The 18,900-nt window shown below is 56.6% G+C and carries 15 protein-coding genes; 5 read left to right on the forward strand and 10 right to left on the reverse strand.

All coding sequences use genetic code 11. The annotated features are described in order from the left end of the window. Positions 1-4 precede the first annotated feature (4 nt). Positions 5-856, forward strand: a complete 852-nt coding sequence (locus tag QQZ17_RS07740; RefSeq protein ID WP_152401267.1) for a helix-turn-helix transcriptional regulator — start codon at positions 5-7, stop codon at positions 854-856. On the opposite strand, the gene QQZ17_RS07745 is transcribed toward QQZ17_RS07740, so the two are convergent. The 5 genes from QQZ17_RS07745 to QQZ17_RS07765 form a co-directional block, all read right to left on the reverse strand. Beyond that, complete coding sequence (locus QQZ17_RS07745; protein WP_046493492.1) at positions 843-1,199, reverse strand: PTS fructose-like transporter subunit IIB; 357 nt, start codon at positions 1,197-1,199, stop codon at positions 843-845. The genes QQZ17_RS07740 and QQZ17_RS07745 overlap by 14 nt on opposite strands. A gap of 1 nt (position 1,200) precedes the next feature. Beyond that, the gene (locus QQZ17_RS07750; RefSeq protein WP_152401265.1) at positions 1,201-2,079 is read right to left on the reverse strand and encodes a [formate-C-acetyltransferase]-activating enzyme; all 879 of its coding nucleotides are present in this window, start codon (positions 2,077-2,079) and stop codon (positions 1,201-1,203) included. Further along, positions 2,045-4,342, reverse strand: a complete 2,298-nt coding sequence (locus tag QQZ17_RS07755; protein ID WP_152401263.1) for a formate C-acetyltransferase — start codon at positions 4,340-4,342, stop codon at positions 2,045-2,047. Before QQZ17_RS07755 ends, QQZ17_RS07750 begins: the two co-directional genes overlap by 35 nt. 224 nt (positions 4,343-4,566) lie before the next feature. After that, positions 4,567-4,887 carry a PTS fructose-like transporter subunit IIB gene (locus QQZ17_RS07760; RefSeq protein WP_044257490.1) on the reverse strand — a complete coding sequence of 107 codons (321 nt, stop codon included), beginning with the start codon at positions 4,885-4,887 and terminating at the stop codon, positions 4,567-4,569. Positions 4,888-4,902: 15 nt separating this feature from the next. Beyond that, the gene (locus QQZ17_RS07765; RefSeq protein WP_152401261.1) at positions 4,903-5,982 is read right to left on the reverse strand and encodes a PTS fructose transporter subunit EIIC; all 1,080 of its coding nucleotides are present in this window, start codon (positions 5,980-5,982) and stop codon (positions 4,903-4,905) included. 308 nt (positions 5,983-6,290) lie between these two features. Between QQZ17_RS07765 and ptsP the strand changes: the two genes are divergently transcribed. Genes ptsP through gldA form a run of 3 tightly spaced genes read left to right on the forward strand, consistent with a single transcriptional unit; the run spans position 6,291 to position 10,582 of the window. Further along, positions 6,291-8,792, forward strand: a complete 2,502-nt coding sequence (gene ptsP, locus QQZ17_RS07770; RefSeq protein ID WP_152401259.1) for a phosphoenolpyruvate--protein phosphotransferase — start codon at positions 6,291-6,293, stop codon at positions 8,790-8,792. A gap of 11 nt (positions 8,793-8,803) precedes the next feature. After that, positions 8,804-9,466, forward strand: a complete 663-nt coding sequence (gene fsa / locus QQZ17_RS07775) for a fructose-6-phosphate aldolase (RefSeq protein WP_152401257.1) — start codon at positions 8,804-8,806, stop codon at positions 9,464-9,466. A 12-nt stretch (positions 9,467-9,478) separates the two neighbouring features. Beyond that, a complete protein-coding gene (gene gldA, locus QQZ17_RS07780; protein ID WP_046493479.1) occupies positions 9,479-10,582 on the forward strand; it encodes a bifunctional L-1,2-propanediol dehydrogenase/glycerol dehydrogenase in 1,104 nt (367 codons plus the stop codon). Between the two features lie 45 nt (positions 10,583-10,627). Here the strand turns inward: gldA and QQZ17_RS07785 are convergent, their stop codons facing one another. The 4 genes from QQZ17_RS07785 to QQZ17_RS07800 form a co-directional block, all read right to left on the reverse strand. Further along, the gene (locus tag QQZ17_RS07785; protein ID WP_152401255.1) at positions 10,628-11,533 is read right to left on the reverse strand and encodes a DMT family transporter; all 906 of its coding nucleotides are present in this window, start codon (positions 11,531-11,533) and stop codon (positions 10,628-10,630) included. Between the two features lie 108 nt (positions 11,534-11,641). Then, entirely contained in the window at positions 11,642-13,822 is a 2,181-nt protein-coding gene (katG, locus tag QQZ17_RS07790) for a catalase/peroxidase HPI (RefSeq protein ID WP_152401253.1), read from the reverse strand. Positions 13,823-13,988: 166 nt separating this feature from the next. Next, complete coding sequence (metF, locus tag QQZ17_RS07795) at positions 13,989-14,879, reverse strand: methylenetetrahydrofolate reductase (protein ID WP_046493473.1); 891 nt, start codon at positions 14,877-14,879, stop codon at positions 13,989-13,991. 169 nt (positions 14,880-15,048) lie between these two features. Next, positions 15,049-15,942, reverse strand: a complete 894-nt coding sequence (locus QQZ17_RS07800; RefSeq protein WP_152401251.1) for a LysR family transcriptional regulator — start codon at positions 15,940-15,942, stop codon at positions 15,049-15,051. Between the two features lie 89 nt (positions 15,943-16,031). Here QQZ17_RS07800 and QQZ17_RS07805 point away from each other — a divergent pair, with 89 nt between their 5' ends. After that, positions 16,032-16,403, forward strand: coding sequence for a carboxymuconolactone decarboxylase family protein (locus QQZ17_RS07805; RefSeq protein WP_152401249.1), 372 nt, complete (start codon positions 16,032-16,034; stop codon positions 16,401-16,403). Between the two features lie 62 nt (positions 16,404-16,465). On the opposite strand, the gene metL is transcribed toward QQZ17_RS07805, so the two are convergent. After that, the gene (gene metL / locus QQZ17_RS07810; protein WP_152401247.1) at positions 16,466-18,898 is read right to left on the reverse strand and encodes a bifunctional aspartate kinase/homoserine dehydrogenase II; all 2,433 of its coding nucleotides are present in this window, start codon (positions 18,896-18,898) and stop codon (positions 16,466-16,468) included. Between the last annotated feature and the right edge of the window lie 2 nt (positions 18,899-18,900).

The raw sequence follows: 18,900 nt of genomic DNA on the forward strand, positions 1-18,900 counted from the left end.
CATCATGTATCAAGACGTCAGCCATCTTCTTTCCCGCCTGATTCATGGCCCCTCGCCGCTGCGCCAGATTTTCTTCGCCAGTACGCTCACCCCCATCCCGGAACTGGCGTATCAGGTCGATTTTCCCCGTCTGGAAATCGTACTGGAAGGTGAACTGGCCGACGCCAGCCTTACCGATACGCTCACGCCTTGCGATGTGCTCTATGTACCGGCTGGCGGTTGGAACCTCCCGCGATGGCAAGTGCCCGTCATCACGCTCAGTATTCTGTTTGGCAAACAACAGTTGGGGTTCAGCGTTGTGCAATGGGACGGGAAAACGTACCAGAACCTGGTCAAACAGCACGTGGCGCGCCGTGGACCGCGTATCGGTTCCTTTCTGTTACAGACGCTCAATGAAATGCAGATGCAACCACAGGAGCAGCAGACAGCGCGGTTGATTGTCGCCAGCCTGCTCAGCCACTGTCGCGATCTGCTTGGCAGCCAGATTCAAACCGCCTCACGCAGTCAGGCGTTATTTGAGGCTATCCGCGACTACATTGACGAGCGTTACGCATCACCGCTTACCCGGGAGTCGGTAGCGCAGGCGTTCTATATCTCACCGAACTATCTCTCGCACCTGTTTCAAAAAACCGGGGCCACCGGCTTTAACGAATACCTGAACCATATGCGACTGGAGCACGCGAAAGCATTGCTAAAAGGCTACGATCTGAAGATCAAAGAGGTGGCTCACACCTGTGGATTTGTCGACAGTAACTACTTTTGCCGCCTGTTTCGTAAAAATACCGAACGCTCACCGTCAGAATATCGTCGTCAGTATCACAGCCAGCTAACGGAAAAGCAGATTACTCCAGAATAAGGTGGGTATATTGCGGAGCGGAAAGTAGCTTACGTACCGCGCTCATCACACGCTGCGGTTCGCGCAGAAAGGCGTTAATCCCGGACTGGACATAGCGGCACTGGGTGAAACGCTCCGCGCCCGCCAGATCGATATCGGTAATCAGCAGCACGGCATCCGCCCGGCGGATATCATCTTCAGTTAAGCGATTTTCCGTGCCGAGCGCCCCCTGCGTTTCAATCTTGATGGTCCACTTTTCCTGCTGGCACAACTTCTCCAGTCGTTCAGCCGCCATGTAGGTATGCGCCACGCCGCTTACGCAGGCCGTCACCGCGACCAGATATCGTCCTGTTGAAACGGACATATTACCCTCCTGTTGTGACCTGAAAGCCAACGTTCTCCGCCATCTCACGCACCTGGGCGACAACCTGCTCCGTTGGCGCAGGGACGTCCTTCATTGACCATTGCTGCCCAAGCAACCGGTATTTCGGTTCACCGTATAAATGAAACGGTAACAGGTGCAGTTGCTTTATACCAAGCGATAACAGCAACGTCAGCGCACGCTGTATATTCTCCTGCGTAAGCGTGTAGCCGGGGATCAGCGGCAAGCGGGGGATCACGTTCACGCCCTCTTCCACCAGCATTTGCAGATTCGCCACCACGCGTGGCATGTTCATCGCCACAATCTCACGGGCCCGTTCTGGCTCCATTATCTTTAAATCGAACAGTACCTCATCACACGTTTTCGCCAGCGGCAGCAGGCGACGGGCGGGGGCATCGCCTGCCGTTTCAATCGCACAGTGCACACCCCAGCGCCGCAGACGTTGTAAGAACCGCGTAGCAAAGGCCGCCTGCATCAGCACTTCGCCGCCCGACAGCGTCACCCCACCACCAGAGGTACGAAAGAAAACGTCATCTTTCATCACCTCACGTTCCAGTTCATCCAGGGTGATGTCGCGACCAATCCGCTCAAACGCCCCGGACGGGCATTCATCGGCATCACGCAGACACGGCGAACAGTGCAGACATTTACTTTCCCGCCGCACCGTTTCAATCCGTGGCGAGATAGATTCCGGATTAGCGCACCACGGGCAGGTATGCGGGCAGCCTTTAAAAAAAACCACCGTGCGGATCCCCTGACCGTCATTCAGCGAATAGCGTTGAATATTGAAGATGCGCGCAACCTCCTCGTCGCGCGACTCCACAACCTCACAACTGATGCGCGGTGCGGCGAATGATGTCATCCTGGATCTCCTTCGACAGCTCGACAAAGAAGGCACTATACCCCGCCACGCGCACCACCAGCCCGGCGAAATCCTGGGGTCGCAGCTGTGCTTCCCGCAGCGTTTCGGCATTCACCACGTTAAACTGAATGTGCTGCAATTTTAGCTGGGTAAAGGCACGCAAAAAATCACACAGCTTGCGTAATCCCGCCTCTCCTTCCAGCGTGGCGGGCGTGAACTTCACGTTCAGCAACGTCCCGTTGGACAGCAGCGTGTTATCCAGTTTACTGACTGATTTCAGTACCGCCGTCGGCCCCTGCATATCCTGCCCGAGCATCGGCGACAGGCCGCCATCGGCCAGTTGTTCACCGGAAAAACGCCCGTCCGGCGTCGCCCCTACCACTGCCCCCAACGGAACGTGTGCAGAAACGGTATAAGAGCCTGGCGTAAACTGGCCGCCACGCGGATTCTGGTATTTCTCCACCTCTTTGCAGTAATAACGCAGCAGTTCGGCGCTGATGTTGTCCACCTCATCAATGTCATTACCGTACTTCTGGAAGCGGTTGATGAGCCTCGCGCGGATCTTTTCCCCTTCCGGCGTGGCGAAGTTGGCCTTCAACACCGCAAGCAATGCGTCGAAACTGACGCGCTGCTGATCAAACACCAGTCCGTTCAGCGCATGCAGCGAGTCGCTCAGATTGGCGATACCAATACCCTGTACCCCAGAGAAATTATAGCGCGCGCCGCCGTCGGTGATGTCACATCCCTTCTCCAGACAGTCGCTGATAAACGAGGAGAGCAGCGGCACCGGCGCCCAGTCGCGATGACCGATATCACAAATATTGCTGCCTTCCACCATCAGCGTGATGTAGTGGCTGATTTTGGCGCGAATATGCGCCAGCAGTCCGTCCCAGGTCAGCTCGCGATTGCCTTCGTTCTCATAGAGGCTTATCTCCATAACCTTCAACAGGTTGAACATGGCGATATCGTGCAGGCCGTAGGTTCTGCCCGGAATCGACAACTCCACGCACCCCACCACCGCGTAATCACGCGCATCTTCCAGCGAGACGCCCCGGTTGAGGAATGCCGGGATCACCACTTCGTCATTAAAGATCTGCGGAATGCCGGTCCCCAGACGGATGGTTTCGGCGGTCTTCATCAGAAACGGCGTATCAATCAGCGCGTTCGTGCGTACGCCCAGATTCGGCTGGGGTAACTGCACGCTCTGGTAGGCATCCAGACAGAGGAACGAAAGCACGTTTACCGCGCTGCGGCCATTTTCCGTCAGGCCGCCGAGTAGCGCGGTATACCCGGTCGGGAAGCCGGCGAAATAACGCGCGCTGCTGGTCGAACGCAGAAGCACGATGTCATTGCATTTCACCCACAGCGATTCGAGCAACTCTTTCAGGAATGCGGGGTCTTCCCCCTGCGTCAGCGACGCCTGATAAAATGGCAGCATGTACCGATCGAAACGGCCCAGCGACAGCGAGCTGGCGTTGGACTCGTACTGCAAAATGATATTCATGTACCAGAACAACTGGCACGCCTGCCAGAAAGTTTGCGGCTTATGCTGCACGTTATGCCGCGAGTTGGCGGCGATAGTCAGCAACTCCTGGCGACGCGTGGCGTCCGGGCAGCGTTCAGCCATACTTTCCGCCAGTACGGCATAGCGCAGAATGTGGCTCTGCGATGCCTCCAGCAGTAGCAGCGCCGCCTGATAAAAGACGTTATCCGGTGCCTGCTGGCAGTGCACGCGCATCTGCTCGACCAGTTCACCCAGCCCGTGATTCAGCAGACGTGGATAATCAATGATGATATGTCCCTGTCCCTTATCCGTTTGGTTGATGCTAAAAATCTGGGTGCTGACGGCGGCTTTGACCTCATCCGTCATCTGACCGTTGATGAAATCCTTCATTGACCGTTTTTCCCAGTAAGGGAAAAGCACATCGCGATAGAGCCGTTTATCGTCTTCGCTGATATCGAAACGGTCCTGGGGACGGGTCGGAAACTGATCCAACTCCTTGAGCAGCCAGTACGGGTCCATTTCCGGCGACATGATGCCCGCACGCGGCTTAACGGTACGGTTGCCGGCAATCAGTTCCTCATCACGAATCGAAATCGCGACATGCTCAAGGATATAAACCGTCGCTTTCGCCCGACGTAAAATGACCGGTTCCCCTTCTGTCTGCTGATGGCTGGCGGTATACAACACAGCACGCTCAAGTGAGATTTCACGGTTATTTTTAAAAAGGGCGGTTTTGAGACGATGGATACGGTTGGTCATGAGGAACTCCTGTGGGGCCAAACCTATCAGGCTATCTTATTTGTCATTTTGAACCTGGGCAGTGCTCGTAACCCTCACGTACTACGTGTACGCTCGGGTTCCTGCGCGCTGTCCGTGTTCAAACTGCCTGCAACGATGACGCCTGATGAGGTTGCCCCTTAAACTTAAAACTTGCTCTGATTCGTAGGCCGGATAAGCGAAGCGCCATCCGGCAAACAAAACGGTTACGCAGTCTGCGCCAGATGCGCGCCAATCTTGTTCATGATCGCGTCAGCGCGTTTCACCGCATCGCTGATGTTGACGCGTACGATGGTTTTGCCTGCAAAACGCTCTTCAAATTTGATACCGATATCTTTGGTCAGAATGACGATATCGGCCTGCGCCACATCGGCTGGCGTCAGTTCATTTTCCAGACCAATCGAGCCCTGCGTCTCAACTTTCACTTCCCAGCCTTTTGCTTTGGCTGCGCTTTCCAGCGCTTCAGCGGCCATATAAGTATGTGCAACACCTGAAGGACATGCGGTTACTGCAATAATTTTCGTCATGACGCCACTCCTCACTTAATTAATTTCAAAATCTAAATCCAGATCGTCTTCTTTCTCGTCGGTCTGAGAGACATTCTTGCGCGCCAGACTTTTCAGCACGTTCACACAGACAGCCGTCACCACCGCCCCCACCGCCACCGCGGCGACATAGCCCAGTTTGCCTTCAACCACCGGCAGAACGATCAGTCCGCCCCAACCGGCGTAACACTGCGCGCCGAACAGCGCCGCAGTGACCGCACCACAGGCCGAGCCCAGCATGATGGAAGGAATGACGCGCAGCGGGTCAGCGGCGGCGAAAGGAATCGCCCCTTCGGTCACGCCGACACAGCCCATCACCAGCGCCGCTTTACCGGCTTCGCGTTCTTCAGAAGAGAAGTTTTTACGCCCCACCAGCGTCGCCAGCCCTAAGCCCAGCGGCGGCACGCAGATCCCAACAGCCGCAATGGCCACCACGGTGTAAACCCCCTGCGCCACGCAAATCAGCATAAAGGCGTAGGCAACCTTGTTGATCGGGCCCCCCATGTCAAAGGCCAGCATCAGTCCCATAATCACCGCCAGCATCACGATGCTGCCCTGCTGCATACCCTGCAGCCACTGGGTCAGACTGGCGGTCAGTGCGCCAACGGGTTCGCCCAGCCCCCACATCATGATGCCCGCCGTGATAAAGGTCCCGACGATAGGAATCACGAAGATCGGCATCACGGAACGCAACACCTTATGAACCGGGATTTTTTTCAGGTAGTGCACAACGATGCCGCCGATAATCCCGGCAATCAGCGCCCCGAAGAACCCGGCGCCGAAGCTGTTGCCCACCCAGGCGCCAATCGCACACGGTGCCAGGGCAGAGCGTTCGGCAATGGAATAACCGATGTACGCCGCGAGGAAAGGGACCATCAGCGTCAGCCCGGCCACGCCGATATCAAACAGTTTTTTGAGATTCGGATCGGTCGCGGCGTCAGGCACCGCGCCTTTGCCATACAGCATGACGGAGACTGCCAGTAATATGCCGCCCGCGACCACAAAGGGGATCATATGCGACACCCCCGTCATCAGATGCTGACGGGTGTTTTTCAGGATTTGTACCAACTCATTCATAAGTCGCTCCCGGGCACATGTTTGCCCATGTCCATAACGTTGTTGTGGAAAACAATAGGCAATCCGCAAGAGCGCAGACAGTGGATAAAAAGGCCATTTACTGGATTTTTGTAATGTCAGTACAAAAATGGGATCCGCCTCATAAGTTGAGAAATAGGAGGATTTATGGATATCACGTCGACTTGTGAACTATCTCCCACTTTTCGTCTTACATTACATTTGTCCAGTTTTTGGCAGAATTGTCACATGGCAGCGAACAACCAAGGCCTTTTATCCTGTAGGCAGAAAACCGTTATGGGAGAGAGGCAATGGCCCTGATTGTGGAATTTACCTGTGAGCTGCCCAATGGCGTTCATGCACGCCCGGCAAGCCATGTTGAGACACTGTGTAATACCTTTACTTCACACATTGAGTGGCACAACCTACGAACCGATCGTAAAGGCAACGCCAAGAGCGCGCTGGCGCTGATTGGCACAGATACGCTGGCCGGCGACCATTGCCAGTTGCTGATTACCGGCGCGGATGAAGCCGATGCCCATCAGCGCCTGAGCCAGTGGCTGTGCGACGAGTTTCCCCACTGCGATGCGCCGCTGGCTGAGGTCAACAACAGCGAATTAGAACCGCTACCGGCCTCGCTGACCCACCTGAATCCGCAGCTTTTCCGCGCCCGCAGCGTTTGCAGCGGCAGCGCGGGCGGCATCCTGACGCTTCTCTCTTCGCTGGATCTCAATGCGCTCGGCGAACTTCCTGCGGCAAGCGATGTGGAAAGCGAGCAGTCGGCGCTGGATCGCGGCTTAACGCTACTGGTGAAAAACATTGAATTTCGTTTGCTCGACAGCGACGGCGCCACCAGCGCTATTCTGGAAGCCCACCGTTCGCTGGCAGGCGATACCTCCTTGCGTCAGCATCTGCTGACGGGCGTTTCTCGCGGCTTAAGCTGCGCACAGGCGATTGTCGACAGCGCTAACCACTTCTGCGAAGAGTTTGCTCGTTCCAGCAGCAGCTATTTGCAGGAACGCGCGCTGGACGTGCGTGACGTCTGCTTCCAGTTGCTGCAACACATCTACGGCGAAAAACGCTTTCCGGCCCCCGGAAAACTGACCCAACCTACCGTCTGCATGGCGGATGAATTGACGCCCAGCCAGTTCCTCGAACTGGACAAAACCTTCCTCAAAGGCCTGCTGCTGAAAAGCGGCGGTACCACCTCGCACACCGTGATCCTGGCTCGTTCATTCAACATTCCAACGCTGGTTGGCGTCACGACTGATGCCTTAACCCCGTGGCTGCAACAAGAGGTCTATATCGACGGCAATGCAGGGGCGGTGGTGGTCGCGCCTGACGAGCCGGTCAGCCGCTACTATCAGCAGGAAGCCCGCGTGCACGAGGCGCTGCGCGAGCAACAGCGCGTCTGGTTGACCCAGGAAGCGCGCACGGCTGATGGTATCCGAATGGAAGTTGCCGCCAACATCGCCCACTCCGTGGAAGCACAGGCGGCATTTGGCAACGGCGCGGAGGCAGTCGGTCTGTTTCGCACCGAAATGCTGTATATGGACCGGATCTGCGCCCCAGGCGAGAACGAGCTGTACAACATTTTTTGCCAGGCGCTGGAATCCGCGCAGGGACGCAGCATTATTGTGCGCACGATGGATATCGGCGGCGATAAACCCGTTGATTACCTGAATATTCCCGCTGAAGCCAACCCGTTCCTCGGCTATCGCGCCGTGCGTATCTATGAAGAATACGCCGCACTGTTTACCACTCAGCTCCGATCGATCCTGCGCGCCTCGGCGCACGGTAGTCTGAAAATCATGATCCCGATGATCTCCTCGATGGAAGAGATCCTGTGGGTTAAAGAGAAACTGGCGGAAGCCAAACAGCAGCTGCGCAATGAGCAGATCCCGTTTGATGAAAAGATCCCGCTCGGCATTATGCTGGAAGTCCCGTCAGTAATGTTCATCATCGATCAGTGCTGTGAAGAGATTGATTTCTTTAGCATCGGCAGTAACGACCTGACGCAATACCTGCTGGCCGTTGACCGCGATAACGCCAAAGTCACCCGCCATTACAACAGCCTGAACCCGGCCTTCCTGCGCGCGCTGGATTTCGCGGTGCAGGCAGTACACCGTCAGGGGAAATGGATCGGCCTGTGTGGCGAACTCGGGGCAAAAGGCTCCGTTCTGCCGCTGCTGGTCGGGCTGGGACTGGACGAAATCAGCATGAGCGCCCCCTCCATTCCTGCCGCCAAAGCGCGGATGGCACAGCTCGACAGTCGCGCTTGCCGACAGTTACTGAATCAGGCGATGGCCTGTCGCACGTCGCTGGAAGTGGAGCATCTGCTGGCGCAGTTCCGCATGACGCAGCAGGATGCCCCGCTGGTCACCGCCCAGTGCATCACCCTCGACAGCGACTGGCGCAGCAAAGAAGAGGTGATCAAAGGGATGACCGACAACCTGCTGCTCGCCAGCCGCTGCCGCTACCCTCGCAAACTGGAAGCCGATCTGTGGGCCCGCGAGGCGGTATTCTCCACCGGACTGGGCTTCAGTTTCGCCATTCCGCACAGCAAATCTGAGCATATTGAGCAGTCCACGATAAGCGTCGCGCGCCTGAAAGCCCCCGTACGCTGGGGAGATGATGAGGCGCAGTTCATCATCATGCTCACGCTCAACAAACACGCTGCGGGAGACCAGCATATGCGTATCTTCTCGCGCCTGGCCCGTCGCATTATGCATGAAGAATTTCGCAACGCGCTGGTGAACGCCGCGTCTGCAGACGCGATTGCCAACCTACTGCAACATGAGCTTGAACTTTAAGAGGAAGCAAAATGGAACTGTATCTGGATAGCGCCAATGTGGCGGAAGTTGAACGTCTGGCCCGCATCTTCCCCATCGCCGGGGTAACAACCAACCCGAGCATTGTGGCGGCAAGCAAAGAATCTATCTGGGATGTCCTGCCGCGTCTGCAAAGGGTGATTGGCGAACACGGCATTCTGTTTGCCCAGACCATGAGCCGCGATGCGCAGGGAATGGTGAACGAAGCCAAACGTCTGAACAATGCCGTTCCGGGAATTGTGGTGAAAATCCCGGTGACCTCTGAAGGACTGGTCGCCATCAAGCAGTTGAAAAAAGAGGGCATTGTCACACTGGGTACCGCTGTGTACAGCGCATCTCAGGGACTGCTTGCCGCGCTGGCGGGGGCGAAATATGTCGCGCCTTACGTCAACCGCGTGGATGCCCAGGGCGGAGACGGTATCCGCACGGTACAGGAATTACAGACGCTGCTGGAACGGCATGCGCCGAAAAGCAAGGTGCTGGCCGCCAGTTTTAAAACCCCACGCCAGGCACTGGATTGTCTGCTGGCGGGTTGTGAAGCGATCACCCTTCCTTTAGATGTAGCGCAACAAATGCTCGATACCCCTGCGGTACAGTCAGCTGTTGAGAAGTTTGAGCAAGACTGGAAAAACGCATTCGGTAACATCAACCTGTGAGGAAAATAGGATATGGACCGCATTATTCAATCCCCCGGTAAGTACATCCAGGGTGCAGATGTCATCACTCGTCTTGGCGAATACCTCAAGCCGTTGGCTGAACGTTGGCTGGTTGTCGGCGATAAATTTGTTCTCGGTTTCGCCCAGGGCGAACTGGAAAAAAGCTTTAAAAACGCAGGACTGGCGCTGGAAGTTGCGCCATTTGGCGGTGAATGCTCGCAAAACGAGATCGACCGTTTGCGCAGCGTGGCGGAAAACGCGCAGTGCGGCGCCGTTCTCGGCATCGGCGGCGGCAAAACGCTGGATACCGCGAAAGCCCTTGCCCACTTTATGAACCTGCCTGTGGCGATCGCACCAACCATCGCCTCAACCGATGCGCCATGTAGCGCCCTTTCCGTTATCTACACCGACGCCGGTGAATTTGACCGTTATCTACTGCTACCGCATAACCCGCATATGGTGATTGTCGACACCAAAATCGTTGCCGGTGCACCGGCGCGTCTGTTAGCCGCAGGGATTGGTGATGCGCTGGCGACCTGGTTTGAAGCGCGCGCGTGTTCACGCAGCGGCGCGATCACCATGGCGGGCGGCAAATGCACTCAGGCGGCACTGGCGCTGGCTGAACTGTGCTACAACACGCTGCTTGAAGAGGGTGAAAAAGCAATGCTGGCCGCCGAGCAGCACGTCGTCACCCCGGCGCTTGAGCGCGTGATTGAGGCTAATACCTATCTGAGCGGCGTCGGCTTTGAAAGCGGCGGTCTGGCCGCCGCACACGCGGTTCACAACGGTCTGACGGCGATCCCGGATGCGCACCACTATTATCACGGTGAAAAAGTGGCATTTGGCACGCTGACTCAGTTGGTTCTGGAAAACGCGCCGGTTGAAGAGATTGAGACCGTTGCCGCAGTTTGCCATTCCGTCGGTCTGCCGATTACGCTGGCGCAACTGGATATCAAACAGGATATTCCGGCGAAGATGCGTATCGTGGCGGAAGCCGCCTGTGCGGAAGGCGAAACCATTCATAACATGCCTGGCGGCGCGACGCCGGATCAGGTTTATGCAGCGCTGTTGGTTGCCGACCAGTACGGTCAGCGCTATCTGCAAGAGTGGGAATAAAACGCATAACACTCCCGGCATCGTCCGGGAGTGTTTCTTATGTTATCACGCCTGTTCAACTGTCCGTACTTCGCGCTTTTTCCGGCTGACAATCGCCAGCGCCATGACAATCAGCACAATTCCCCCACCCTCGACAGGACCGGGGTTTTCGCCAAGCAGCCACCAGGAAAACAGAACGCCGCACACCGGAACCGCCAGGGTACTTAAGCTGGCAATACTGGCAGGCAGATTCCTCAACACAAACAGCCACAAACTCCAGGCCAGCGCTGTCGCCAGAATCGCGCTATAGGCCAGCGCCCAGAATACGATGGGCTGCCAGTCAACCACCGGTTGTGGAACCCACCAGGCCACCACACTCATCACCAGCGCGGCATACAACATCTGCCAGGCGGTTAACGACAGTAAATCGATACGAGGATGGCGGGCATACATTCGTTTGGCGACAATGGCGCTCGCGCCCCAACTGACCCCGGAGAGGATCGCCAGCAACGCACTCTTCAGCGAGGCGTAATTCAGTTGCCACGGCTGCATCACCAGCAGTAAACCAATAGCCGCAATCATAATTGCCGCGTATTGCAAACGCCGTAGCCTTTCGCCCAGAAACAGCGCCGCCAGAATGACGACCCAGAATGGCATGGTATAGGTCAGAATCGCGACCTTTCCCGCCCCGCCGCTCATCAGCGCCCACTGCGCCAGCCCGATCATGCCGCAGGTCTGTAATAGCGCAATCGCCAGCGTGTATTTGAACGGCGTCGGGCGCAGACCGCGGCCACGCAGGAGGAGGACGATGAATAATAGTAAGGTTCCGAAGATACAGCGTAATGCAGTGAAGTCGAACGCGCCGATATAGCTCGTGACCTGCTTCATAAAAATCCAGCTATAGCTCCAGATAAGGGTAAGTAAGATAAGACCACCGATTGCCAGTGGATTGCCCTTTCCTGAGACAGACATGATTAATCCAGTAGATTGACGTTTCCTGTAAACACTATACCCCTACGGATACACTTCAGCGACTGCAAGCAGTCGCTGAAGTGGGGTCAGATTACGTCTGAATCGGGATTACTGCAGGTCGAAGCGGTCCAGGTTCATCACTTTCACCCATGCCGCAACGAAGTCCTTCACGAACTTCACATGCGCATCGCTACCGGCATACACTTCCGCCAGAGCACGCAATACGGCATGAGAGCCAAAGACCAGGTCCGCACGTGAAGCGGTGTATTTCACTTCACCGGTCTGACGATCGCGGCCTTCAAACTGTTCGTTTGACTCATCCACCGGTTTCCATTCATGACGCATATCCAGCAGGTTGACGAAGAAGTCATTGCTGAGCACGCCCGGACGATCGGTAAAGACGCCATGCTTACTGCCATCGTAGTTCGCGCCAAGAACGCGCAGACCTCCCACCAGCACGGTCATTTCCGGTGCGGTCAGGGTCAACTGCTGCGCTTTATCAATCAGCAGAGACTCTGTCGTTGCCGCGCCAGGTTCACCGCGATAGTTACGGAAACCATCAGCGATCGGTTTGAGCAGTTCAAACATCTCGACATCCGTCTGATCCTGGCGCGCGTCCACGCGACCTGGGGTGAACGGCACATGAATGCTGACACCTGCGGCGCTGGCGGCTTGTTCAACCCCGACGACACCGGCCAGAACGATGATATCGGCCAGCGAGGCTTTAGCAGAGTCGCGCTGGATTTTCTCCAGAACCGGTAGCACACGCGTGGCAATCGCATTGACATCCCAACCACGCTGCGGCGCTAATGCCAGACGCGCACCGTTCGCCCCGCCACGTTTATCACCACCGCGGAAGGTCGACGCAGATGCCCACGCGACGGACACCAGCTCGCCAACAGAGAGGCCAGACGCGGCAATCGCAGATTTCAGGCTCAGGATATCTTCTTCTGTCGGATTGAAGGTCGGTTGCGGCAGCGGATCCTGCCAAATCAGATCTTCTTTTGGCACTTCCGGTCCGATGTAACGCGCTTTCGGCCCCATATCACGGTGGGTCAATTTGAACCACGCACGGGCGAAGGCTTCGTTAAACGCCTGCGGATCGTTCAGGAAGCGACGGGAAATTTTTTCGAATTCCGGATCAAAGCGCAGCGTCAGGTCGGTGACCAGCATGGTGGGCTTGCGTTTTTTCGACGGGTCGAATGGATCGGGAATAATTTCTGGCGCATCAACCGCTTCAAACTGGATGGCGCCAGCCGGGCTACGCGTCTGTACCCACTCATATTTGAACAGGTTCTCGAAGAAGTAGTTGCTCCATTGGGTTGGGGTTTGCGTCCAGACCACTTCCAGTCCGGAGGTAATCGCATCCGCGCCCACACCGCTACCAAAATCGCTTTTCCAGCCTAAACCCTGGTTTTCGATCGGTGCCACTTCCGGGTCCGGACCGACATGTGTCGCCGGGCCTGCGCCGTGGGTTTTACCCAACGTGTGACCGCCTGCAATCAACGCGACGGTTTCTTCATCGTCCATCCCCATGTTGCCAAAGGTTGCACGAATTGCTGAGGCCGCAGAAAGCGGTTCACCGCTGGCGTTAGGGCCTTCCGGGTTAACGTAGATCAGCCCCATCTCGGTGGCGGCTAAAGGACGTTTTGCCAGCTCTTCCGGGTCACGGTGGGCAAGCCACGTTTTCTCATCGCCCCAGTTAACATCCAGATCCGGTTCCCAGACGTCCTCGCGACCCGCACCGAAACCAAAGGTACGGAAGCCCGAGTTTTCCAGCGCGACGTTACCCGCCAGAATAAACAAGTCTGCCCAGGAAATTTTTTGCCCGTATTTTTGCTTGATTGGCCACAACAGGCGACGCGCCTTGTCCAGGCTCACGTTATCCGGCCAGGAGTTCAGGGGAGCAAAACGCTGCTGTCCACGACCCGCGCCACCGCGGCCGTCAACGGAACGATAGGTACCTGCACCGTGCCAGGCCATGCGGATAAACAGACCGGCATAAGTTCCCCAGTCAGCAGGCCACCACGGTTGAGATTCGGTGAGAAGCGCTCTGAGATCGCCTTTCAGCGCGGAATAATCTAATTTGCTGAATTCTTTGCGGTAATCGAAATCTTCACCCAGCGGGTTTGAGCGATTGGAATGTTGGTTTAAAAGGTCGACGCGGAGCTGGTTAGGCCACCAGTCACGGCTGGTTGTTCCTGCTCCAGCGCTCTGGTCATGGCCGCCCTGATGAAAAGGACATTTTCCGGCGGACGTCGGGTTATGGATATCGTCTGGCGTGCTCATCTATATGCTCCCTTTACAGTGTTTACATTACGATATACACCTACAGAGATAAGATATAGTCGAAATAATCCACAGATTCGATAGCTGATACCTTTTATATTTTTAGTTACAGAGATGTAGATCAAAATGAGGTGTAAAAAAGCCCTCCGGGGAGGGCCGAGGCATTTTATACACCGGGTCTGACGCCCAGCGTGTGGCAAATCGCGTAGCTCATTTCAGCGCGGTTAAGTGTATAGAAATGAAAATCTTTTACCCCTTCCCGGCTTAAAATTTTCACCATGTCCATGGCGATATTTGCCCCCACCAGCTTGCGGGTTTCCGCATCGTCATCAAGGCCGTTAAACATTTGTGACATCCACGACGGAATGCGCACATTGGTCATATCAGCAAACTTCTTCGCCTGCTTAAAGTTCGAGACCGGCAGAATGCCAGGAATGATTTCCACGTCGATGCCCGCAGAGACGCAGCGGTCGCGAAAACGCAGGTAGCTTTCGACATCAAAGAAAAATTGGGTGATGGCGCGATTCGCCCCGGCATCCACTTTACGCTTCAGGTTGAGCAAGTCCGCCTGCGCGCTTTTCGCTTCCGGGTGCACTTCCGGGTAAGCGGCGACGGAGATATCAAAGTCAGCCACCTCTTTGAGCAGGCTCACCAGATCGGCAGCATACATATCCGGCTTGCCGCTGCCCGCCGGCAGGTCGCCACGCAGCGCAACAATGTGGCGGATACCGTTGTTCCAGTAGTCCTGCGCGATAGTGCGCAGCTCATCGCGAGTCGCGTCAATACAGGTCAGGTGCGGTGCGGCTTCCAGACCCGTGCGATCTTTAATCCCTTTGATAATACTGTGCGTACGGTCGCGCTCGCCAGAGTTTGCGCCGTAGGTTACCGAAACAAACTTCGGCTTCAGGCTGCTCAGGCGATCGATGGAATTCCACAGGGTTTGCTCCATTTCACTGGTGCGCGGCGGGAAAAACTCGAACGAAACGTTAATCTGACCCTGGACTTCCGCCAGGCTCTGATTCAGGGCTTCCCGCTGGTTGGCGTGAAAAAAGCTCATACCTTACCTCATCAATCGCTTGTCATTATATGTTGTGTTGTGAACATCTATCCGTTTAGACGTCCAGATGTAAAAATGACGGAAAAGCACGATGACGTCAACTGAAAAATCATCGTTGATGGTGAGGAAAAGTCAGGGAAGATGAAAAAAATTCACGTTAGCCCGCCATTCAGAGGGCTGATATCACGCTTTTCAGCCACTGTAAGCGCGCAACGTTCTCCGGCAGCATTACCAGCCCCGCCTGAATACTGAGTTCACCGTTGTGCAGTGGACGAAAAACCACGCCCTGGCGCTGAATGGCGGCAAAGGAGGCCGGAAGTAAGCTCAGACCGTCGCCATGCGCAATTCGCGCCAGCAGAACGTCATGCTCCAGCGGTTCTTCAAGACAGGTCGGGGCGTAACCCACGCGCTGAAAGCGTTCCCGCGTAGCGTCAAAGAAGGCCGGATTACGTTCCCGGCTGAACCAGAACAGCGGTCGGTGGTTAAGTTCCGCCAGGAGGAGAGACTCTCTGCCTGCCTCTGGCCAGATGGCGGGTAGCGCCGCGATGAGCGGCTCGTGCCAGTCGAGCGACGTGACGGCAAGTCCGTCGGACTCCAGCGGCAACGCCACCACGGCAGCATCCAGTTTTCCGCGTCGCACCTGACGCACCAGATCGGGTGAGCCCTGGCGCACCAGACGCAGGGTCTCCACCCGGGTATTCATCTGCGTTTCCAGCCCAGCGAAAACACCCTGCTCAAACGCCGTCGTCAGCCCCAGACGCAGCGACTGCACATCATTTGGCGCGAGCTGACTCAGAGCTGCCCAGGTTTTATCCTGCAGTTCCAGCAGCGGACGTACGATCTCCAGCACCCGTAGTCCCTCATTTGTCAGCGTCAGGCCTTTGGTATGACGGACAAACAGCGTTATCCCCAGACGTTCTTCAAGCTGGCGTATGTGGCGGCTGAGCGGCGGTTGCGACATAAACAGTCGCTGGGCCGCCCGGCTCATGTTGTTCTCTTCCGCCACCACGGCAAAGTAGCGCAGCAGGCGGATATCCAGAGAGTACAGAGGCGGTGTTGTCATACCGAAAAGGTATCACGGAAACGGTATTATCCAAATGATTCCGCCCGCCCTATCCTCACGCCATACATTACACAAACGAGGAAGACACCATGCATTCGGAACGTTTTATTACCGGTCAGGACATGCTACAGCAGGTCGATGGCAAAGGCGGCGATGCCGTCGTCGAGAGCCTGAAAGATATTGCTCCCGACTTCGCCCGCTATCTGATTGAGTTTCCTTTTGGCGACATCTATTCCCGACCCGGGCTGGATTTACGCAGTCGGGAGATTGCCACCGTCGCCGCATTGACCGCGCTGGGTAATGCCACGCCGCAGTTGAAGGTACATATTGCCGCCGCGCTGCACGTCGGGTTAACGCAGGAGGAAATTATTGAGGTGATGATGCAGATGGCAGTATATGCAGGCTTTCCAGCCGCGTTAAACGGTCTGTTTGCCGCAAAAGAAGTGTTTGCCGGCCGGTAACGCACCGGCCAGCATGATTGACGAACCGTAGGCCGGATAAGCGCAGCGCCATCCGGCAAAAACTACAGCAGTTGCGCCAGACGGTTAATATCTGACTGGATCGCCCCGGCGGTAACGTCACGACCGGCACCGGGTCCGCGGATCACCAACGGATTATCGCGATACCAGCGACTTTCAATGGCGAAGACGTTATCGCACGGCAGCAGCGCTGCCAGCGGGTGCTCTGGACGAACGGCTTCGACGCCGACGCGCGCTTTGCCGTTGGCATCGAAACGTGCCACATAGCGCAGCACCAGCCCCATTTCGCGGGCCGCTTCCAGACGTTGCACCATCTGGTCGTTCAGTTCATCGCCATTTTCAAAGAAGTGATCGATTGAACCTTCTTCACAATGTGCGGGAACCAGCGACTCAACGCGAACCTGATCCGGCTCGATGTCGTAGCCCGCTTCACGCGCCAGAATCACCAGCTTGCGCATCACATCTTTACCCGACAGGTCGACGCGCGGATCCGGCTCCGTCAGTCCCTGCTGCCAGGCCTGATCCACCAGATCGGTAAACGGCACAGAGCCATCAAACTGCAGGAATAGCCAGGACAGCGTGCCGGAGAAGATCCCGCTGATTGACAGGATAGTGTCGCCGCTGTCGATCAGATCGCGCACGGTGTGGTTGATCGGCAACCCCGCCCCCACGGTGGCGTTGTACAGCCAGTGACGCCCGGTCTTATCAAACGCGTCGTGGATCTGGCGATACTTATTGCTGGTACTCGCCCCGGCCAGTTTGTTAGCGCTGATGACGTGGAAACCGTGACTGGCGAAGTCGAGATACTGATCGGCAAGCTGTTCGCTTGCGGTCACATCCAGCACCACCAGATCGTCATACGGGTGCGCGCGCATCCACAGGAACAGCGACTCTTCATCCTGTTCAATGGCTTCATCATTGAAGAACGCCAGCGCCCGGCTGGCATCAAGCCCTTCGTAGTTCAACAGGCTGCGACGGCTATCCACCACCCCTGCCAGCACAAATTCAAAACCGGTACGCGCCGAGAGCGTACTCTGCTCGCGAGCAAACAGTTCCAGCCAGCGGGAACCAATATTGCCCTTGCCAAAGAGCACCAGGCCGATGCGTTTTTCTGCGCGGAAAATGGACTGATGCAGACCCTGAATCAGGCTCTCCGTCGGGCCGGTACGCAGCACGGCCACCAGGCTGATGCCCTCTTCCGACTGCCAGGTAAATTCCACCGGCTGTCCTTTCAGCTGCTGCCAAAAACGGTGGCAGTGCAGCGGATTACGGGTGACGCCCGCCCCCACCATCGCCACCAGCGCCAGCCCCTGACGCAAACGCAGTTCACCCGGCAAACCCGCTTCATCGAGGATTCGCAGAGCGCTATCCGCCACTTCCGAGGTGTAGCAGAACTGCAGCAGGTGACGATCGGTATGAACGCCAACGGCCAGCGGACGCACCTGCGCACGCTTGAGGACCTGGTCGATATCCTTATGCGCCTGCTTAAAGTCCTGGCTGGCAGGAACCTGAAATTCAATCAGGCAAACGTCATCATGGCTGGTCACGATACGCGCGCCGGTACCTGAAGCCAGTACGCGCTCAATGCGCGTAGAGCCTTGATCCGGCGTGTAGCTACAGCGCAACTGGAGATCGATATCGCTCCCGGAAACCGGCTGCAGCGTACGGGTGTGCAGAACCGGTGCCGCCAGGCGCGCCAGCTCGCTGGCTTCATCCAGACGTAACAGCGGCAACAGGCAGGCGTCTTTAACTTTACGCGGGTCAGCGCTGTACACCCCGGCCACGTCGCTCCAGATGGTGACGCGGGAAACGCCCGCCAGCGCGCCAACCTGCGTGGCGGAATAGTCAGAACCGTTACGGCCCAGCAGCACCGTATCACCCGCATTACTACGGCTGATAAAACCGGTCACCACCAGACGTTTTTGCGGGTGCTGGATCAGCAGTTGCTGCAATAACGGGTAAGAAAGCCCTTCATCCACCTGCGGTTGCGCGGCGCGCTCGGCGCGTAAGAATTCACGCGCATCCAGCCAGGCCGACGCCATGCCATGCTGATTCAGCACCGCAGACATCAGACGTGCCGACCATACTTCACCATGACCTACCACCTCCGCATAAACAGCGTCATTCACACCGCTGTCCAGCAGGTTTGCCAGACGCTCCAGATCGCTAATAAACAGGCTGGTTAATCCATCCGCCACGTCAGCGGGAAGCAGGCCGCTAATCAGCTCACACTGATAGCGGCGCAGGGTCTGTTGCACCTGATGCGCAGAGAGGCGATCGGTCTGACTTAATTTCAGCCAACTGATCAGTTGGTTGGTCGTACTGCCCGCAGCGGAAACCACCATCATGTCGTCAGGCTGTGAGTATTCCGCCATGATGCCCGCGACGCGCAGATAACATTTCACGTCAGCCAGACTACTACCACCAAATTTGTGCAGTTGACGACCCTTCGCCCCTGCCTGCGCAATCATACTCATGT

The organism is Citrobacter sp. T1.2D-1 (assembly GCF_950098555.1).
Lineage (GTDB): Bacteria > Pseudomonadota > Gammaproteobacteria > Enterobacterales > Enterobacteriaceae > Citrobacter_A > Citrobacter_A telavivensis.

Bases quoted from the DNA above. Each gene is read 5' to 3' on its own strand.
- QQZ17_RS07740 (WP_152401267.1), top strand. From the start codon at position 5: ATGTATCAAGACGTCAGCCATCTTCTTTCCCGCCTGATTCATGGCCCC.
- QQZ17_RS07745 (WP_046493492.1), bottom strand. From the start codon at position 1,199: ATGTCCGTTTCAACAGGACGATATCTGGTCGCGGTGACGGCCTGCGTA.
- QQZ17_RS07750 (WP_152401265.1), bottom strand. From the start codon at position 2,079: ATGACATCATTCGCCGCACCGCGCATCAGTTGTGAGGTTGTGGAGTCG.
- QQZ17_RS07755 (WP_152401263.1), bottom strand. From the start codon at position 4,342: ATGACCAACCGTATCCATCGTCTCAAAACCGCCCTTTTTAAAAATAAC.
- QQZ17_RS07760 (WP_044257490.1), bottom strand. From the start codon at position 4,887: ATGACGAAAATTATTGCAGTAACCGCATGTCCTTCAGGTGTTGCACAT.
- QQZ17_RS07765 (WP_152401261.1), bottom strand. From the start codon at position 5,982: ATGAATGAGTTGGTACAAATCCTGAAAAACACCCGTCAGCATCTGATG.
- ptsP (WP_152401259.1), top strand. From the start codon at position 6,291: ATGGCCCTGATTGTGGAATTTACCTGTGAGCTGCCCAATGGCGTTCAT.
- fsa (WP_152401257.1), top strand. From the start codon at position 8,804: ATGGAACTGTATCTGGATAGCGCCAATGTGGCGGAAGTTGAACGTCTG.
- gldA (WP_046493479.1), top strand. From the start codon at position 9,479: ATGGACCGCATTATTCAATCCCCCGGTAAGTACATCCAGGGTGCAGAT.
- QQZ17_RS07785 (WP_152401255.1), bottom strand. From the start codon at position 11,533: ATGTCTGTCTCAGGAAAGGGCAATCCACTGGCAATCGGTGGTCTTATC.
- katG (WP_152401253.1), bottom strand. From the start codon at position 13,822: ATGAGCACGCCAGACGATATCCATAACCCGACGTCCGCCGGAAAATGT.
- metF (WP_046493473.1), bottom strand. From the start codon at position 14,879: ATGAGCTTTTTTCACGCCAACCAGCGGGAAGCCCTGAATCAGAGCCTG.
- QQZ17_RS07800 (WP_152401251.1), bottom strand. From the start codon at position 15,942: ATGACAACACCGCCTCTGTACTCTCTGGATATCCGCCTGCTGCGCTAC.
- QQZ17_RS07805 (WP_152401249.1), top strand. From the start codon at position 16,032: ATGCATTCGGAACGTTTTATTACCGGTCAGGACATGCTACAGCAGGTC.
- metL (WP_152401247.1), bottom strand. From the start codon at position 18,898: ATGAGTATGATTGCGCAGGCAGGGGCGAAGGGTCGTCAACTGCACAAA.